This window comes from Nocardioides sp. ChNu-99 (genome assembly GCF_029493445.1).
GTDB lineage: Bacteria > Actinomycetota > Actinomycetes > Propionibacteriales > Nocardioidaceae > Nocardioides.
In genome coordinates this window covers 1-15824 of sequence record NZ_JAHWBL010000071.1, presented here as the reverse complement: position 1 = coordinate 15824, position 15824 = coordinate 1, and the positions used below count along the sequence as shown (strand labels likewise).

Below are 15824 nucleotides of genomic sequence, written 5' to 3'. Positions count from 1 at the left end.
GCGGGGGCTTCGGCGGGGGCTTCGGCGGGGGACCCGCCGGGACGGGCGGCCTGCCGGGCGCGGGCACCGTCCCCGGCGCCGGCGCCGGCGCGGGCACCGGCACCGGCGGGGGTGTCGGCGGGCTGCTCACCGGCAGCGAGTCGACCGACGCGATCACGGCCCTGCTGGCCGAGGACGCCGACGCGTTCACCTGGGCGGCGGCGACGGTCGGGTCCAACTCGGCGGCGGGCTACCAGCTGGCCAGCGAGGAGCCGGTCATGGCGATCGGCGGGTTCAACGGCTCCGACCCCAGCCCGACGCTCGAGCAGTTCCAGACCTACGTCGCGGACGGCGAGGTGCACTGGTTCATCGCGGGGGGTGGCCAGCTGGGCGGTGGCGCCGGCGGCGACGGCACGGCCAGCGAGATCACGGCGTGGGTGGAGGAGACCTTCACCGCGACGACCGTCGACGGCGTGACCCTCTACGACCTCTCGGGCGGTGTGCGGTGAGCGCGCCGGTGCTGGAGGTGGTCGTCCCGGTGCACTGCGAGGAGCGGGCGCTGCCCCGGGCCGTGGCGGAGGTGACGGCCCACCTGCGGACGCTGCCGTGGACCTGGCGGCTCACCATCGCCGACAACGCCTCGACCGACCGCACCGCGGAGGTGGCGGCCGGGCTCGCCGCCACCCACCCGGGCGTGCGCGTGCTGCGGCTCGACCGCAAGGGCCGCGGCCTCGCCCTCAAGGCCGCGTGGGGGGCGAGCGACGCCGACGTGCTCGTCTACATGGACGTCGACCTCTCCACCGACCTCCGGGCGCTGCTGCCGCTCGTCGCGCCACTGGTCTCGGGCCACTCCGACCTCGCGATCGGGTCGCGGCTCAGCCCCACCTCGCGAGTACGGCGCGGCCCCCGCCGCGAGGTCGTCTCGCGGTCCTACAACCTGCTGCTGCGCGGGGCGCTCGGTGTCGGGTTCCGCGACGCCCAGTGCGGGTTCAAGGCGGTGCGGGCCGACGCGGCCCGCGCGCTGCTGCCGCTGGTGGAGGACGACACGTGGTTCTTCGACACCGAGCTGCTCGTGCTCGCCGAGCGCGCCGGGCTCCGCATCCACGAGGTGCCGGTCGACTGGGTGGACGACCCCGACAGCCGGGTCGACGTGCTGCGCACGGCCATCGACGACCTGCACGGGGTGCGCCGCCTGCGGCGCACCCTCGCGAGCGGCGCGCTGCCGCTGGCGCAGGTGCGGGCGCAGGCGCGGCCTCACATGGCCCTGCGGGCGACCGGCACGGCGAGGGCCTCCTAGGCGCGGCGCCACGTGCGCCGCCCGAGGTCCGGCACCCGCCCACCTAGGGTGGGCGGGTGCCCACCGACCCCGCCCGCCACGCCGACGCCTCGTGGGACGACCGCGTCGCGACGTTCTGGGCGGGCGCGGACGACACGCACCCCGAGGCCGCCTGGGCCGCCCTCGAGCCACTGCTGGCCGAACGGCCGGAGGGCGACGCGGCCGCCGCGTTCGAGCGCGCCTCGCTGCACGACATGCTGGGCGAGGAGCACGCGGCCGTCCCCCACTACCGGGCCGCCCTCGCGACCGGCCTCGACCCGGAGCGGCAGGGCTACGCCACCGTGCAGCTCGCCAGCACCCTGCGCAACGTCGGCCGGTCCGACGAGGCGGTCGCGCTCCTCGAGCCGCTCGCGGACGACGAGCGGCTCGGCCCGGCCGCCCGGGCGTTCCTCGCCCTGGCGCTCCACGACCTCGGCCGCCGCAGCGACGCGCTGCGCCTCGTGCTCGCCGACCACGCGCCGGCCGTGCCGCTCTACGGCCGGGCCCTCGCCGAGTACGCCGCACTCCTCCCCCGCGACGAACCGGCCTGACCCGACCTCACATCGAGCTGCGCGGCACCGGCACGGCGAGCGCCTCGAAGGGCTCGCCGATCGCCCGGAACACCTCGGCCGGGCGCCCCCGGCCGCCGGCGGGCTTGACCGACTCCCCCGTCGAGGCGAGGAAGTCGGTGGCGGCGCGCAGCTTGCGCTGGAAGTTGCCCGGGTCGATGGCGAGGCCCCACACCGCCTCGTAGACGCCGCGCAGCTGCGCGATGGTGAAGGTGGGGGGCAGGAAGGAGGCGGCGAGGCGGGTGTACTCCAGCTTCGACGCCACCCGGGCGCGCGCCTCGGCGAGGATCTCGTCGTGGTCGAAGGCGAGATGGCCCGTCACGTCGTCGACGGGCCGCCACTCCGCCTCGCGGGCGTCGCTGCCGGCGGTCGGCAGCTCGGCGTTGGGGGTCACCGCGAGGTAGGCGACGCTGACGACGCGGTGCGGACGCCGGTCGCGGTCGGGGGCACCGAACGTCTTGAGCTGCTCCAGGGCCAAGCCCTCGCCGGCGATGCCGGTCTCCTCGACCAGCTCGCGCCGGGCGGCGGCGAGCAGCTCCTCGTCGTCGCCGACGAACCCGCCGGGCAGCGCCCAGCGACCTTCGTGCGGCGCCTCGCCGCGGCGTACCACCAGCACCTCGAGCCGGCCCTCGCGCACCGCGAAGAGCACCACGTCGACCGTGACGTAGAAGATCGGGAAGTCGCTGGTGAACACCTCGGCGACAGTAGTTGTCAGGTCGACAACAAGCAACGCCGGCGGTGGGGCGTCAGCCCAGCACCGAGCGGAGGTGCGCGTGGATGTCGCGGAGCGCGGCCCGGCCCTCGGGCACGGGCAGCAGCGGGAAGACGTGGATGGCGCCCGCGACCTCGTGGTAGCTCACCTCGCCGCCCGCGTCCTGCACCCGCCGTGCCAGGAGGCGGCAGTCGGGCTGGGTGACGTCGCGCGTGCCGACCCGCAGGTCGACCGGCGGCAGGCCCGCGACGTCGCCGAACAGGGGGCTGACGAGCGCGTCGTCGAGCGCGGTGCCGTCCGCCCACACCCGGGCGACCTCGCGCAGGGCGGCACGGGCCAGCCACGGGTCGACCGCCTCGACGGCGTCGATGCCGGGGTTGACCATCGACAGGTCGAGCCAGGGGGCGAGGAGCGTGAGGCCGACGACCGGCGAGTCCTCGCCGTGCCGGGCCGCCTCCTGCTGGGCCGCGACGAGCGCGAGGCCGCCGCCGGCCGAGTCCCCGACCAGGTACGCCGGACGCCCCTGCTCCCGCAGCCGGTCCAGCACGGTCGCGACGAGGGACCGGGCCTCGGCGGCGGTGTGCTGCGGCGCCAGGCCGTAGATGGGCACCTGCACCTCGACGTCGAGCGCGTCGACGAGACCGGCGACGACGTCCCAGTGCTGGCGCACGATCTCGCTGACGTAGGCGCCGCCGTGCAGGTAGACGACCACCGGCCGCGAGCCGCGGGGCGCGCCGTACCGGCGCAGGGTGTGCACCTCGAAGCCGTCGACCGTCTCGCTCGTCGCGAGCAGGCGGCGAGTGAGGCGGGCCGGCGGCGTCGGGTCGCCCTTGGGCCGCTCGAGCAGGGCCGTGCCGCCGTCGGGGTCGGTGAAGCGGCGCTTGCGGGTGGCGCGCATGAGGGCACCGACGGCGCGCATCTGCCAGGACACGGGCTCAGGCCTCCGGGGTCGGGGAGGGCGCGGCGGTTACCGGCGGCGCGCTGATCGCCACGTGGGCGAGCATCGCGGCGAGCGAGGCCAGCAGGTCGTCGCGGGTGATGCCGGACGGGTCGTCGACCCAGTGGATGACGACGTCCTCGACGAGCACGGCCCAGCCGCGCACCATCATGCGGACCGACGGCGAGTCCACGACCCCGAACTCGGCGAGGCCGTCGGCCCCGGCGGTGTCGAAGATGCGGTCGGTCAGCGCCGCGCGCGCCTCCTCGTAGATCTCGCGCATGACGGAGTTGCTGCCGTTGGCCGCCCGCTTGAGCGAGACGTAGCCGCGGTGGTTCTCCTCGACGAAGCCGAGGTAGCGGTCGAGCGAGACGAGCAGGCGGGTGCCCATGTCACCCTCGGCGACGGGCGCGGTGACGGCGATGAGACCGTCCGCCGCGCGGCGCACGACGGCCTCGTGGAACTCCTGCTTGTTGCCGAAGTAGTGGTAGAGCAGCCCGCGCGAGATGCCGGCCTTCTCGGCCAGCAGGTCGATGGAGAGCTCGTCGAGGTCGCGCGTCGAGAGGAGCTCGACCCCGAGGTCGAGCAGCTGCTCGCGACGCTCCGCCGGGGCCAGGCGCACCCGTCCCCCGCCGGCCGAACCGCTCGTCACAGTCATGGGTGCACCCTACTGAACGTCGTTCCAATTGGCTATTGACTTGGGTTCAACAGCGTGTCACGGTTGCCCTCATGACCAACGCGACGACGACCGGCAGCCACGCCGGCTCCCCCGGGCACACCGGGCCCCTGCCCGCCCACGTCGACGTCCTCGTCGTCGGCGCCGGGTTCGCCGGCCTCGCCACGGCCATCGGCCTGGCCGAGGACGGCCGCGACTTCCTCGTGGTCGACAAGGGCGACTCGGTCGGCGGCACGTGGCGCGACAACACCTACCCCGGTGCGGCCTGCGACGTGCCCAGCCAGCTCTACAGCTTCTCGTTCGCGCCCAACGACTGGTCGCGCTCGTTCTCGGCACAGCCGGAGATCAAGGCCTACCTCGACGGTGTCGCAGAGCGCTCCGGCGTGCTCGACCGCTTCCGGTTCGGCACGAGCGTCGACCACGCCGAGTGGGACGCCTCGGTCGCGCGCTGGAAGGTCCGCACCTCCGCGGGCGAGCTCAGCGCCGACGTGCTGGTCTCCGGGGCCGGCGGCCTGTCGGAGCCCAAGCTGCCGGACATCGAGGGCATCGACGCCTTCGGCGGCGAGATCTTCCACTCGGCCCGCTGGAACCACGACGTCGACCTCGCCGGCAAGCGCATCGCGGTGATCGGCACGGGGGCCTCGGCCATCCAGATCGTGCCCGAGCTGCAGAAGGTCGCGGGCCACCTCGACGTCTACCAGCGCACCGCCCCCTGGGTGATGCCGCGCCACGACCGCACCTACCCGGCGTTCGAGCGGCTCGCGCTGCGCGCCGTCCCGGGCCTGCAGAAGCTCTACCGCACGGCGATCTACTGGGGCCGCGAGACCTACGTGCCCGCCTTCACCGTGGCGCCCGACATCGCCAAGCCGGCCGAGCTGCTGGCGAAGGCCAACATCCGCAAGGCGATCGACGACCCCGAGCTGCGCCGCAAGGTCACGCCCGACTTCAAGTTCGGCTGCAAGCGCGTGCTCATCTCGAACGCGTACTACCCGGCCCTGGCCGCCGACAACACCGAGCTGGTCACCGACCGCATCGCGCGGATCACCCCGACCGGCGTCGTCACCGCCGACGGCACCGAGCGCGAGATCGACGTGCTCGTCGTGGCCACCGGCTTCCACACCACCGACCAGCCCATCGCCCACCACATCGTGGGCCGCGAGGGCCGCTCGCTGGCGGACACGTGGGCGGAGTCGGGCATGCAGGCCTACCGCGGCACCACCATCGCCGGGTTCCCCAACCTGTTCCAGGTCGTCGGGCCCAACACGGGCCTCGGCCACTCGTCGATGGTCTTCATCATCGAGTCGCAGGTCGCCTACATCCGCGACGCCCTGCGCGTCATGGCCCGCAACTCGTACGCCGCGATCGAGCCCCGCCCCGACGCCCAGGACGCGTGGAACCACAGCCTGCACCGGCGCATGGGCCGCACCGTGTGGAGCACCGGCGGGTGCGCGAGCTGGTACCTCGACGAGCACGGGCGCAACACCACCCTGTGGCCGCGCTCCACCTTCAACTTCCGGCTCGGCCTGTCGCGCTTCGACACCCGTGCCTACCGTGTGACCGGGCCCGTCCCGGAGCCCACCACCCCGTCGGGACCCACCCCCGGCACCCCCACCGAGCGAGAGGTCGTGCCCGCATGAAGACCCTGGACGACAAGGTCGTGGTGATCACCGGTGCCGGTTCCGGCATCGGACGCGCCACCGCCGTCAACGTGGCCGGCCGTGGCGCCCACCTCGCCATCTCCGACGTCAACGAGGCCGGCCTCGCCGAGACCGTCGACCTCGTCAAGGCCGCCGGGGCGCGGGCCGTGCGCTCCGACCGCCTCGACGTCGCCGACCGCGACGCCGTGGCGTCGTACGCCGGAGCCGTGGCCGAGCAGTTCGGGCGCGTCAACGTCGTGATGAACAACGCCGGCGTCTCCATGTCGGGCGACTTCGAGAAGATGACCTACGAGGAGATGGAGTGGATCGTCGGCATCAACTTCTGGGGTGTCGTCAACGGCACCAAGGAGTTCCTGCCGCACCTCATCGCCTCCGGTGACGGCCACGTCGTCAACATCTCGTCGCTGTTCGGGCTCATCTCCATGCCGAGCCAGACGCTCTACAACGCGACGAAGTACGCCGTGCGCGGCTTCACCGAGGCCCTGCGCGAGGAGATGCTCATCTCCAAGCACAAGGTCGGCGTGACCGCCGTGCACCCCGGCGGCATCAAGACCGGCATCGTGCGCAACGGCCGCGTCACCGCCGACGGCGACCACGAGACGCTCACCAAGTTCTTCGACAAGAAGCTGGCGCGCACCACGTCCGAGGAGGCCGGCCGCGTCATCGTCCGCGCGATCCTGCGCAACCAGCCGCGCCTGCTCATCGGCGCCGACGCGCACGCGCTCCACACCGTCGGCAAGCTCCTCGGCGCGCGCTACCAGGACGTCTTCGCCGCCGGCGCGAAGCGCATGATGCCCTGACCCGTCCCCCACAGCCGGCCGTCCCCCGCGGCCGAGAGCGGGCGTCCCGGATCTAACCCCCCGAGGGGTCCGGGGCGCCCGTTCGTCTGCTCAAGGCCCGGTACGCCGGGGGGGCGCCGCGTTCGGGGGGTCGGCGCGACCGCACCTCCCGATAGTCGAGGTGGCCGCCCCGGCGGCCCTTCGGTGGTCGAGGTGGCCGCCCCGCATTCGGTGGTTGAGGTGGCCGCCCCGGCGGCCCTCGAAACCACGGGCGAAGGTGCGCACCAGCCCCGATCGCGGCGAACCCGCCCGGGCCGACCGCCAGGGAGGGTCTCGCGGCGGAGATCGCCGCGATCCGTGTCGCCGGGCGGACAGGCCGGTGATCGAGGTGGCCGCCCCCTTCGGTGGTCGAGGTGGCCGCCCCCCCATTCGGTGGTTGAGGTGGCCGCCCCAGCGGCCCTCGAAACCACCTCGAGAACGGTCGCCGACCGAGGGGCTCTGGCGACGCTCAGATTCCTCGATCTTCTTTCCCCAGCCCCCGCTCTCCGGGCCGAAACTGTCGGTGGTCGCCCCTAGCGTTGTCCGTATGAGCCACCCGAGCACCGCAGTCGTCGAGGCCCCGTCGGCCATCGACACGACAGCGCTGCTCGCCACCGCTCGGGAGGCAGCCTCGGCCCAGCGCGCGGCAGAAGTCGCGGCATTCGTAGCGGTCGCCGACTGGGCCGACGCCCACACCGACGGCACCGTGGGCGACCCCATCGGCCCGCTCGGAATTTGGACCGAAGACCCCAGGTCGGTACCGGGTGGCGACCGGTTCCTCGAGCTCGGTGGCCCCGGCGCGCCGTTGGTCTCGGAGTTCTGCCTCTACGAGATCTCCGCAGCCCTCGGCCGCTCCGTCACCTCCGGCCGACCGCTCGTCGGTGACGCCATCGAGCTGCGCCACCGCCTCCCCCGCCTCTGGGACCGTGTCCTCGCCGGGGCCGACCCCCTGACGCAGAAGCAGGCGCTGCCGGTGTGGCGCGCGAGGAAGATCGCCACCCTCACCCGCACCCTCACTCGCGAGGGCGCGGACTTCGTCGACCGCAACCTCGCGCCCGTCGCGCACCGCGCCACCATGCCGACCGTCGAGCGCCTCGTCGCCGAGGCCGTCGCCCGGTTCGACCCCGAGAACGCCGAGCTCGACCGGGCGGATGCGGACGCCGGCCGCTACTTCACCATCGAGACCACCCCCGTCGACGCCGCCTCACCCTGGACCGGGGTCGTGCCCGTCCACGGCACCCTCGATCTCGCTGACGCCCTCGACCTGCAGGGTGCCGTCCAACGAGTGGCTGCCGACCTCGCCGCCGCGGGCTGCGACGCCGACCTCGACGTCCGCCGCTCCATGGCCCTCGGCGAGCTCGCCCGCCGCCAGACCGCACTCGACCTTTACGGCGCGACCACCGCCGCTGGCGCGACCGACGAGTCCACTGCGGCCGCCGACCATGGCGGGGCGCCCGTTGCCGCTACTCGGACACCCGCACGGCAGGTCGTGCTCTACGTCCACCTCAACGACGCCGCGATCGCCTCGCACCGCAACGGTGACGGGCCCACCATCGACACCGCGACCGGTGGCACCGGGATCGACCTCGCCCGCCTCGACAACACCCGCGCCCTCATCACCGCCGACCAGGTCCGCGACTGGTGCCGCACGCCCGGCACGCAGGTCGTCGTGAAGCCGGTCATCGACCTCAGCGAGCACGTCGCGGTCGACGCCTACGAGATCCCCGACCGCATCGCCGACCGCGTCCGCCTCGACCGGCCCACCTGCGCCTTCCCCTACTGCGGGCGACCAGCCAGGGGACTCGACCTCGACCACACCCGGCCCTACCGGTGGGAAGCAGCACCCGGCGCCGCCCAGACCTCCACCAGCAACCTCGCGCCACTGTGCCGAGGCGAGCACCGAGCCAAGACCCACCCGTCACCCACGGGGGCCAGCCCACCGAGCGACGACCCACCCGGCATCGACCCACTCGCCGAGCATCCGCCCGACCAGCGATGGCGCTACCACCGCGACGCGCTCGGCACCTACATCTGGACCAGCCCCCACGGGCTCCGCTACGCCGTCGACTCGACCGGCACCACACCGCTCGACTAGCACCGCCAGCCCTGCCGACCCGCCACCCCAGCACCACGTGGCGGGGCCACCGGCATGTCCAGGCGTGGTTTCGAGGGGTGCTAGCGCACCCACCTCAACCACCGGAGTGCGCGCGGCCACCTCAACCACCGGGACGCCCGCGGCCACCTCAACCACCGGCATGTCACGGCGTGGTTTCGAGGGGTGCTAGCGCACCCACCTCAACCACCGAATGCGCGCGGCCACCCCGACCACCGGAACGCCCGCGGCCACCTCGACCCCCAGCGCACGGCGCAGCCGCCTGGACCGCCGTCGTACGCCGTCGTACCCGCGCGAGTCCCCAGCTCCGCGGCGCGGTGTCACCGATAGTGCTCGACTACCGCTGACACCGCGCCCAGCGTGTCCCGGCGTGTCTCGAGGGCCGCCGGGGCGGCCACCTCGACCACCAGCAGCGCGGCTAGCCGCGACCCCTCCCCGCATCCCTCGCCCTCGACTCGAACTGCCCGGCCGCCCCGGGTTCGTCCTCGCCGCGGCGCGGGACCGCCTCGCGGGCGACGGCGATGGCGACGACGGCCCAGAGCGGGACGGCGACGGACTGCCGGAAGGCCGGGTTGTCGAAGAGGCTGATGACCGCGAACCCGGCGAGCCCGCAGCCGGCGGCGACGACGAGCGCGTCGCCGCGCCGGGCGCCCCGCACGACGACGAGGACCACGGCGAGGGTGAGCCAGAGGGTGGCGGCGAGGCCCGCCGTACCGGCCTCGACGAGCCACGTCAGCCACAGGTTGTGGGAGTGGTAGAAGCGCTGGTCGCCGGGCACGCGGGCATCGATGAACGGCCCGGAGCGCCCGAGCCCCACGCCCCACACGTGCTCGCGCACGAGGCCGAGCGACTCGCGGTAGACGTCGGCGCGCGGGCCGATCGAGAAGCGGGCGAGCAGGGCCCCGAACGCCACGACGACGCCGGCGCCCACGGCGAGGCCGGCGCCGACGAGGGTGCGCCGCGACGGGTAGCGCAGCGCGAGGGCGGCCACGCCCAGCGCCCCGAGGCTGACGAGCCCGCCGCGCGACAGCGTCGTCGCCACCGCGGCCGCGCCGAGCACGCCGAGCGAGGCGGCGGCGACCCGGCCGCGCCGCCGCCCGAGGACGGCCCGCAGCGCCACGCAGCCGACCGGCACCAGCAGCACGAGGACGGGCGCGAGCAGGTTGGGGTTCGACAGGGTCCCGACGGCCCGCACGGCGGCGTCGCCCCGCTGGCAGCTGTCCGCTCCTCCGACGATCTCGGCGCGGCAGTAGCCGGTGTCGGCGCCCGTCACCCACTGGGCGACGGCGGTCGCTGCGGCGATCCCCACCGCCAGCGCGCCGGTGAGCGCGAGCGCGGTCCGCCCGTGCGCCCACGCCCGCTGCACCCCGACGAAGAGGTAGAACGCCGCCACCAGCACCGCGCACTCCACGAGCCGGCGCCCGCCGTGCAGGCCGTTGACGACGAAGGCGACCCCGCCGGCCGCGAGCCCCGCCCCGACCGCCAGGTCGAGCGGCGTCCGCAGCGCCGACGGCCGCACCCCCGCCCGGTGCAGGGCGACGAGCCCGAGGGCCAGGAAGGCCGGCACGACCGTCACCAGGTTGCGCGTGCTCAGCCGCACCACCGCGTCGAACAACGCCAGGCAGGAGGCGACCACCGCCACGGCCAGCCACGGCTCATGCCGCAGCGACGACCACGCGTCGCGCGCCCCTGCGAACGCGCGCCGACCGAGCACCACCTCCCCGAGCACCACGGGAGCCATTGTGTCGGCCCGGCGGGACGCGACGTCGCGGGGTACCTTGCGGCCACCATGTCCCCCGTGCACGACCTCGCCCCCGGCACCCGCGTCCGCGTCGCGATGACGAAGTGGGGCGGGGCGCCGCACTGGGAGTACGACGCGTTGCACCTCGGGCACGACCGGTACGGCGAGTGGCTGGGCGCCCCGGCCGGCACCCGGCACGCGCGCCCCGGCCTCGAGTTCGACGCCGCGGTCGACAAGGTCGTCGTCTTCTCCCCCCAGCACCACCGCGTCGTCGCGCTCCACGCACCGGGCATCTGGTGCGCCCTCTACGTCGACATGGCGACCCCGCCGACGTGGGACCTCACCGGCCCCGTGCCCGTCCTGCGCTCCGTCGACCTCGACCTCGACGTGGTGCGCCGCGACGACGGCACGGTCTACGTCGACGACGAGGACGAGTTCGCCGAGCACCGGGTCGCCCTCGGCTACCCCGCGGACGTCGCCGCGGCGGCGGAGCGCTCCCGTGACGAGGTGCTGGCCGCGGTCACGGCCGGGGACCCGCCGTACGACGCGGGCAGCGCCGCGCCGTGGTTCGCGGCGCTGCGTCGGGTGCTGGACGCGCAGGACGGCGCCCGATGAGTGGCGGCCCGGCGAGCGGCGTACCGGTCCACCTGCGCCCGCCGCAGCGACCCGGTCTCGTGCGCGCGCTCGAGGCGGTGGCGGTGCTGGGCGCCGTGCTGGTGCTCGTCGGCGCGCCCGTGTGGTGGCTGGTGCACTCCGCGGCGCAGGGCTGGACGGACGCCCGCGTCGTCGCGGCCACGGTGGCCGAGGACGCCCGCTGCACCACCGGCCCGCCGCCCGGCAGCCCCCGGACCTGCGCGGCCACGTGGACCCCGGCCGGCGGCGACCGGGAGTCCGTCGAGGGGACGGTCAGCGAGCGGTACGGCGGGGACCTCCCCGCCGCGGGCGGCACGGTCGAGGCCAGGATGGTGGCCGACGGCGACGACCCGATGGCCCTGACCGGGTTCCACCCGGTGCTGCTGCGCTGGGCGCTCGCCGCGCCGTACCTGACGGCGGCCGGGGTGCTGCTGCTCGTGCTCGCCGTGACCGGGCTCGTGCGCACCGACCCGCGCTGGGCGTCACCCCGAACCGACCTCCCCCGACCGGGGGCCTGAGACCCGGCCGCGACGGCCCCCCAGCTGCGGCGCCCCTCAGCGGCGACGGATCGCGCGCACCCGCAGCGGGCCGACGAGGCGGGGGCCCGCGAGCCGGCTCTCGAGCCGGCCGACCTCGCGCTTCAGGGGCTGGGCGAGGTACTCGCCGAGGATCACGCCGGAGGCCAGGGCCACCGCGACCGACGCCGCCTGCATGAGCGCGAGCAGGCCCACCGACGTCGACGTCCCGCCCTCGGCCAGCAGCGACAGGCCGCGGTAGATCGTCAGGCCCGGCAGCATCGGCACGATGGCGGGCACCACGATGACGAGCGGGGGCACGCGGACGCGGCCGGAGACGCCGTACGCCACGGTGCCGATCGCGAACGCGGCGATCGCGGCGGCCCAGACGCGGCTGTCGGAGCCCGCCAGCACGGCGCTGTAGAGCAGGATCGCGAGCGACGCGACGGCCGCGACGGGCACCAGCGAGCGCCGGGGGGCGTAGCTGGCCGCGGCGAACGCGGCTGCGCAGACCGCGGAGCCGAGCGCCAGCGTGCCGACGCCCTCCCAGCCCGCGCGCCCCGGGTCGACGCGGGCGATCTCGACGCCGAGCAGCCCCGCGAGGGTGAGGCCGCCGCTGACGCCCGCGATGATGCCGGCCGTCGCGAGCAGCGCCTCCAGCACCCGCGCGCCGGCGGTCACGTAGAAACCGGTCAGCGCGTCCTGGATCGCGCCCATGAACCCGATGCCAGCCAGCAGCATGATGATGTTGGCCGTCACCATCAGCGAGACATCGGTGTCGGGCACGGCGGCGGCGACCGCGGTCGCGAGGAGCGCGGCGACCAGGCCACCCGCCACCTGCTGGTAGAAGCCCGGCAGCCGCCGGCGCGACATCGCGAGCTGCACCCGGTCGATGAACGCGGCCGCGACCAGCGCCAGCCCGACGACCAGCAGGGTGCCGCCCAGCTGCAGGGTGACGCCGCCGCACATGAGGCCCCACGCCGCGGTGACGAGCCAGCGCGGTGACCCGTGCCCCGACGACACGATGCCCGCCAGGCGCGCGCGGGCGCCCGCCAGGTCCACCTCGTCGGTGAGCACCGCCCGGACGAGGCGGTCCACCTTGGTCAGGTCGTCGTAGTCGATGTCGCGCTGCTTCACCTGGCGGATCTGCATGACCGGAGGCTCCTCCGGGTCGTGCTGGTACGACATCGCCAGCGACGTGAAGGTCACGTCGATCTCCGGGTGCCGGATCCCGAGGTGGCGGGCGAGCGACTGCATCGTCGCCGTCACGTCGGCGGCCCCGGCGCCGGAGGAGAGCAGCAGCTCCCCCACCCGGAGGCAGAGGTCGAGGGTCAGGTTGAGCGTGCGGGTGTCGCGGGTCTCGGCAGCCACGGTCGGAGATGCTCGCACGCGCGGCGCCGGTCCCCCGCCTCGGCCGCGACGTGATCTGCGCACCCCTGTGGTTGGCTCTGCACGTGCGCATCGACTTCCACGCGTCCCCGCGTCCGACCCTCGGGGTCGAGTGGGAGCTCGCCCTGGTGGACCGGGACAGCCGGGACCTCGTGAACCGCGCGCACGACGTGCTCGAGACGGCCCGCGGACGCCTCGACGACCCGAAGGTGCTGCACGCCGAGCTGCTGCGCAACACCGTCGAGCTGGTCTCCGGGGTGGCCACCGACGTGGCGGGGGCGATGGCCGACCTGCGGTCGACGTACGACGTGGTGGCGGCCGCCGCGGCCGAGCACGACACCGACCTCTTCGGCGCCGGGACGCACCCGTTCGCGTCGTGGTCGACGCAGCTGCTCTCGCCGGGCCACCGCTACCAGGAGCTCATCGACCGCACCCAGTGGTGGGGCCGGCAGATGCTCATCTGGGGCGTCCACGTGCACGTCGGGCTGCCCGAGCAGTCGCGCGTCATGCCCGTGCTCTCCGCGCTGCTCACCTACTACCCGCACCTGCAGGCGCTGTCCGCGTCCTCGCCGGTGTGGGCCGGCACGGACACGGGCTACGCGTCGAACCGCGCCCTGATGTTCCAGCAGCTGCCCACCGCCGGCCTGCCCTTCCAGTTCCAGCGCTGGGAGGAGTTCGAGGCGTTCGCCCAGGACCAGCTCACGACGGGCGTCATCGACGACCTCTCCGAGATCCGCTGGGACCTGCGCCCCGCCTGCCACCTCGGCACCATCGAGAACCGCATCTGCGACGGCGTCTCCAACTTCACCGAGCTCGCCGCCCTCACCGCGCTCGTGCACTGCCTCGTCGTCGACGTCGACACCCGCCTCGCCGCCGGCGAGACCCTCGACGTGCTCCCGCCCTGGCACGTGCAGGAGAACAAGTGGCGCACCGCGCGCTACGGCCTCGACTCGATCATCATCCTCGACGCCGCCTCCCGCGAGCGGCTCGTGACCGAGGACCTCGACGACCTGCTCGAGCGCCTCGAGCCGGTCGCGCGGCGCCTCGACTGCGTCGACGAGCTGCGCTCGGTCGCCGACATCCCGCGGCGGGGCGCGTCGTACCAGCGCCAGCGGCAGGTCGCCGCCGCCACCGGGGGCGACCTCGTCGCCGTCGTCGACTCCGTGGTGCGCGAGCTGCGCGACGGCCTCCCGGGCTGAGGCCGCGGCGGGCCGTGCGAGCCGGGGCTCAGCCCCGCACGGGCGGCAGCGCGTCGGTCGCCTCGAGGGCCTCCATGCCGGTGACCTCGAGCAGGTCGGCGATCACCGAGCGCATCTGGGCCAGCAGCACCTCGACGCTCAGCTCGCTCGTGCGCTCCAGCCGGCCGGAGCCCGCAGCCGCGGCGAGGAGCAGCGGCCGCGCCGACTCCGCCATCCGGTTGCGCGCCAGCTCGTCGGCCACCGCCTCCGCGGCCTCCGCGATGTCGTGGCAGAGCGCGGCGTACGACGGGGGCACGGGCCGGCGCCGGTACGCCGCGATCGCGGTACGACGGGTCAGCACGCGGGTGCTGCGCAGCGCCTTGTCGAGCGGCTCGACGAGCTCGGACATGCGGCGCACCGAGTGCCGGTGCCGCGTGCGGAACGGCGACGACGCCACCACCGACATGCCCTCGTCGGCCGCCGCCTGCAGCTCGCGCACCAGGTAGTCGCTCGCCCGGGCGTCGGCCAGGACGTCGAAGGCCCGCTCGGTGTCGCCGTCGCCCATCACCTCGGCCGAGGCGCGCAGCAGCGCCGCGACCTTGCGCACGACCACCGCCGCCTGCTCGCGCGGTCGCCGCAGCGGCGCGGACGGCACCAGCGTGGCCGCCACGAGCGCCACGGAGCCACCGACGAGCGCGTCGGTCCACCGCACGAACGCGCCGCCGGGGCTGGGTGCGAGCGTCGCCACGACGATGGACTGCACCGCCGCCTGGGTGACGAGCAGCTGGCCGCCGTCGAGGAGCAGGGCCGCCGACATCGACAGCACGACGATGAGCACGAGCTGCCAGGCCCCGGTGCCGATCTCGAGCACGAGGAGGTCGGCGATGAGCACGCCCACCGCGACCCCGACCGCCACCTCCGCCACCCGCCGCAGGCGCTGGCCGTAGGAGGTGCCGAGCCCCAGCACCGCCGCGATGGGGGCGAAGAAGGGCGTCGGGTGGCCGAGCACGTCGGCGGCGATGAACCAGGCGACGCCCGCCGCGACGGCGCACTGGGCGACGACGAACGACTTCGAGCGCCACCGGGCGACGCGGGCGCGGACGGAGAGCCGTCCCTTCTCCCAGATCCGGTCGACGGGCACGGCCTCCACCCCGCGATCATGCCAGAGGTGGGGGCCGTCCCCGCCCGCCCGCGCTCAGCGCACGCTGTCGTGCAGCACCTCGCCCCGGGGGCGGCGGGCGGCGTCGTACCGGGCCCAGCGGATCGCGACCTGCAGGTCGGCGAGGTCGCGGTACCAGGTCTCCACCTCGGCCTGGCACACGGCTGCCTGCACCTCGGTGTCGTACTCCCCGCACTCGGCGGTCGACTCCGACAGGGTGGGCGGGTGCAGCGACGACCCGTCGAGGTGGTGGACGGTGAAGCCGTTCTCCGCGTCGCCCTCGACCGCCACTACCGTGTCGCCCGGCGGCACCCAGGCGGCCCGGGCGGCGGGCTCCGCCGTCGTGGCCGTGGCCGCGGTCAGCGTGGCCGCGAGCACGCCGACGCCGACGCCTGCCCCCGCCAGCGCGACGCCGGCGGCGACCAGGGCCCG

Annotated in this window: 15 protein-coding genes and 1 pseudogene; 9 read left to right on the top strand and 7 right to left on the bottom strand. The window is 74.9% G+C overall.

Features of this window, described 5'->3' with window-relative positions; translation table 11 throughout:
- The 3 genes and pseudogenes from KK617_RS16780 to KK617_RS16770 all read left to right on the top strand — a co-directional run.
- A pseudogene (locus KK617_RS16780) lies at positions 1-488 on the top strand (glycosyl transferase); the annotation flags it as partial.
- The gene (locus KK617_RS16775) at positions 485-1276 is read left to right on the top strand and encodes a dolichyl-phosphate beta-glucosyltransferase (RefSeq protein ID WP_277501305.1); all 792 of its coding nucleotides are present in this window, start codon (positions 485-487) and stop codon (positions 1274-1276) included. The pseudogene KK617_RS16780 and the gene KK617_RS16775, both read left to right, overlap by 4 nt.
- A 56-nt stretch (positions 1277-1332) precedes the next feature.
- The gene (locus KK617_RS16770; RefSeq protein ID WP_277501304.1) at positions 1333-1845 is read left to right on the top strand and encodes a tetratricopeptide repeat protein; all 513 of its coding nucleotides are present in this window, start codon (positions 1333-1335) and stop codon (positions 1843-1845) included.
- Between the two features lie 7 nt (positions 1846-1852).
- Here the strand turns inward: KK617_RS16770 and KK617_RS16765 are convergent, their stop codons facing one another.
- From KK617_RS16765 to KK617_RS16755, 3 genes are read right to left on the bottom strand one after another with little or no spacing between them, the layout of a single operon-like run.
- Positions 1853-2557, bottom strand: coding sequence for an NUDIX domain-containing protein (locus KK617_RS16765; protein ID WP_277501303.1), 705 nt, complete (start codon positions 2555-2557; stop codon positions 1853-1855).
- 52 nt (positions 2558-2609) lie between these two features.
- Positions 2610-3506 carry an alpha/beta hydrolase gene (locus KK617_RS16760; protein ID WP_277501302.1) on the bottom strand — a complete coding sequence of 299 codons (897 nt, stop codon included), beginning with the start codon at positions 3504-3506 and terminating at the stop codon, positions 2610-2612.
- A 4-nt stretch (positions 3507-3510) separates the two neighbouring features.
- Positions 3511-4170 (bottom strand): TetR/AcrR family transcriptional regulator, encoded by a 660-nt coding sequence (locus tag KK617_RS16755; RefSeq protein ID WP_277501301.1) that lies wholly within the window; start codon positions 4168-4170, stop codon positions 3511-3513.
- A gap of 71 nt (positions 4171-4241) precedes the next feature.
- Between KK617_RS16755 and KK617_RS16750 the strand changes: the two genes are divergently transcribed.
- The 3 genes from KK617_RS16750 (at position 4242) to KK617_RS16740 (ending at position 8759) form a co-directional block, all read left to right on the top strand.
- A complete protein-coding gene (locus KK617_RS16750; RefSeq protein WP_277501300.1) occupies positions 4242-5825 on the top strand; it encodes an NAD(P)/FAD-dependent oxidoreductase in 1584 nt (527 codons plus the stop codon).
- On the top strand, positions 5822-6646 hold the full coding sequence (locus KK617_RS16745) for an SDR family NAD(P)-dependent oxidoreductase (RefSeq protein WP_277501299.1): 825 nt from the start codon (positions 5822-5824) through the stop codon (positions 6644-6646). The genes KK617_RS16750 and KK617_RS16745 overlap by 4 nt, the downstream gene beginning before the upstream one ends.
- Before the next feature lie 565 nt (positions 6647-7211).
- Positions 7212-8759: an HNH endonuclease signature motif containing protein gene (locus KK617_RS16740; protein ID WP_277501297.1), complete on the top strand. Its 1548-nt coding sequence runs from the start codon at positions 7212-7214 to the stop codon at positions 8757-8759.
- 436 nt (positions 8760-9195) lie between these two features.
- Here the strand turns inward: KK617_RS16740 and KK617_RS16735 are convergent, their stop codons facing one another.
- On the bottom strand, positions 9196-10509 hold the full coding sequence (locus KK617_RS16735; RefSeq protein ID WP_277501295.1) for an O-antigen ligase family protein: 1314 nt from the start codon (positions 10507-10509) through the stop codon (positions 9196-9198).
- A 57-nt stretch (positions 10510-10566) separates the two neighbouring features.
- On the opposite strand from KK617_RS16735, the gene KK617_RS16730 reads away from it, so the two are divergent.
- The gene (locus KK617_RS16730) at positions 10567-11133 is read left to right on the top strand and encodes a DUF402 domain-containing protein (RefSeq protein ID WP_277501294.1); all 567 of its coding nucleotides are present in this window, start codon (positions 10567-10569) and stop codon (positions 11131-11133) included.
- Positions 11130-11669 carry a hypothetical protein gene (locus KK617_RS16725; protein ID WP_277501293.1) on the top strand — a complete coding sequence of 180 codons (540 nt, stop codon included), beginning with the start codon at positions 11130-11132 and terminating at the stop codon, positions 11667-11669. The genes KK617_RS16730 and KK617_RS16725 overlap by 4 nt, the downstream gene beginning before the upstream one ends.
- A 36-nt stretch (positions 11670-11705) precedes the next feature.
- On the opposite strand, the gene KK617_RS16720 is transcribed toward KK617_RS16725, so the two are convergent.
- Complete coding sequence (locus KK617_RS16720) at positions 11706-13037, bottom strand: threonine/serine exporter family protein (RefSeq protein ID WP_277501292.1); 1332 nt, start codon at positions 13035-13037, stop codon at positions 11706-11708.
- 8 nt (positions 13038-13045) lie between these two features.
- Between KK617_RS16720 and KK617_RS16715 the strand changes: the two genes are divergently transcribed.
- Positions 13046-14254: a glutamate--cysteine ligase gene (locus KK617_RS16715; protein WP_277501291.1), complete on the top strand. Its 1209-nt coding sequence runs from the start codon at positions 13046-13048 to the stop codon at positions 14252-14254.
- 28 nt (positions 14255-14282) lie between these two features.
- Here KK617_RS16715 and KK617_RS16710 read toward each other — a convergent pair whose 3' ends face one another.
- Positions 14283-15383, bottom strand: coding sequence for an FUSC family protein (locus tag KK617_RS16710; RefSeq protein ID WP_277501290.1), 1101 nt, complete (start codon positions 15381-15383; stop codon positions 14283-14285).
- 45 nt (positions 15384-15428) lie between these two features.
- Positions 15429-15824, bottom strand: a 396-nt coding sequence (locus tag KK617_RS16705) for a hypothetical protein (RefSeq protein ID WP_277501289.1), incomplete at its 5' end; no start/stop codon positions are given.

Coding starts and splice junctions, on each gene's coding strand:
- KK617_RS16725 (WP_277501293.1), top strand. CDS start 11,130: ATGAGTGGCGGCCCGGCGAGCGGCGTACCGGTCCACCTGCGCCCGCCG.
- KK617_RS16740 (WP_277501297.1), top strand. CDS start 7,212: ATGAGCCACCCGAGCACCGCAGTCGTCGAGGCCCCGTCGGCCATCGAC.
- KK617_RS16730 (WP_277501294.1), top strand. CDS start 10,567: ATGTCCCCCGTGCACGACCTCGCCCCCGGCACCCGCGTCCGCGTCGCG.
- KK617_RS16745 (WP_277501299.1), top strand. CDS start 5,822: ATGAAGACCCTGGACGACAAGGTCGTGGTGATCACCGGTGCCGGTTCC.
- KK617_RS16755 (WP_277501301.1), bottom strand. CDS start 4,170: ATGACTGTGACGAGCGGTTCGGCCGGCGGGGGACGGGTGCGCCTGGCC.
- KK617_RS16750 (WP_277501300.1), top strand. CDS start 4,242: ATGACCAACGCGACGACGACCGGCAGCCACGCCGGCTCCCCCGGGCAC.
- KK617_RS16715 (WP_277501291.1), top strand. CDS start 13,046: ATGCTCGCACGCGCGGCGCCGGTCCCCCGCCTCGGCCGCGACGTGATC.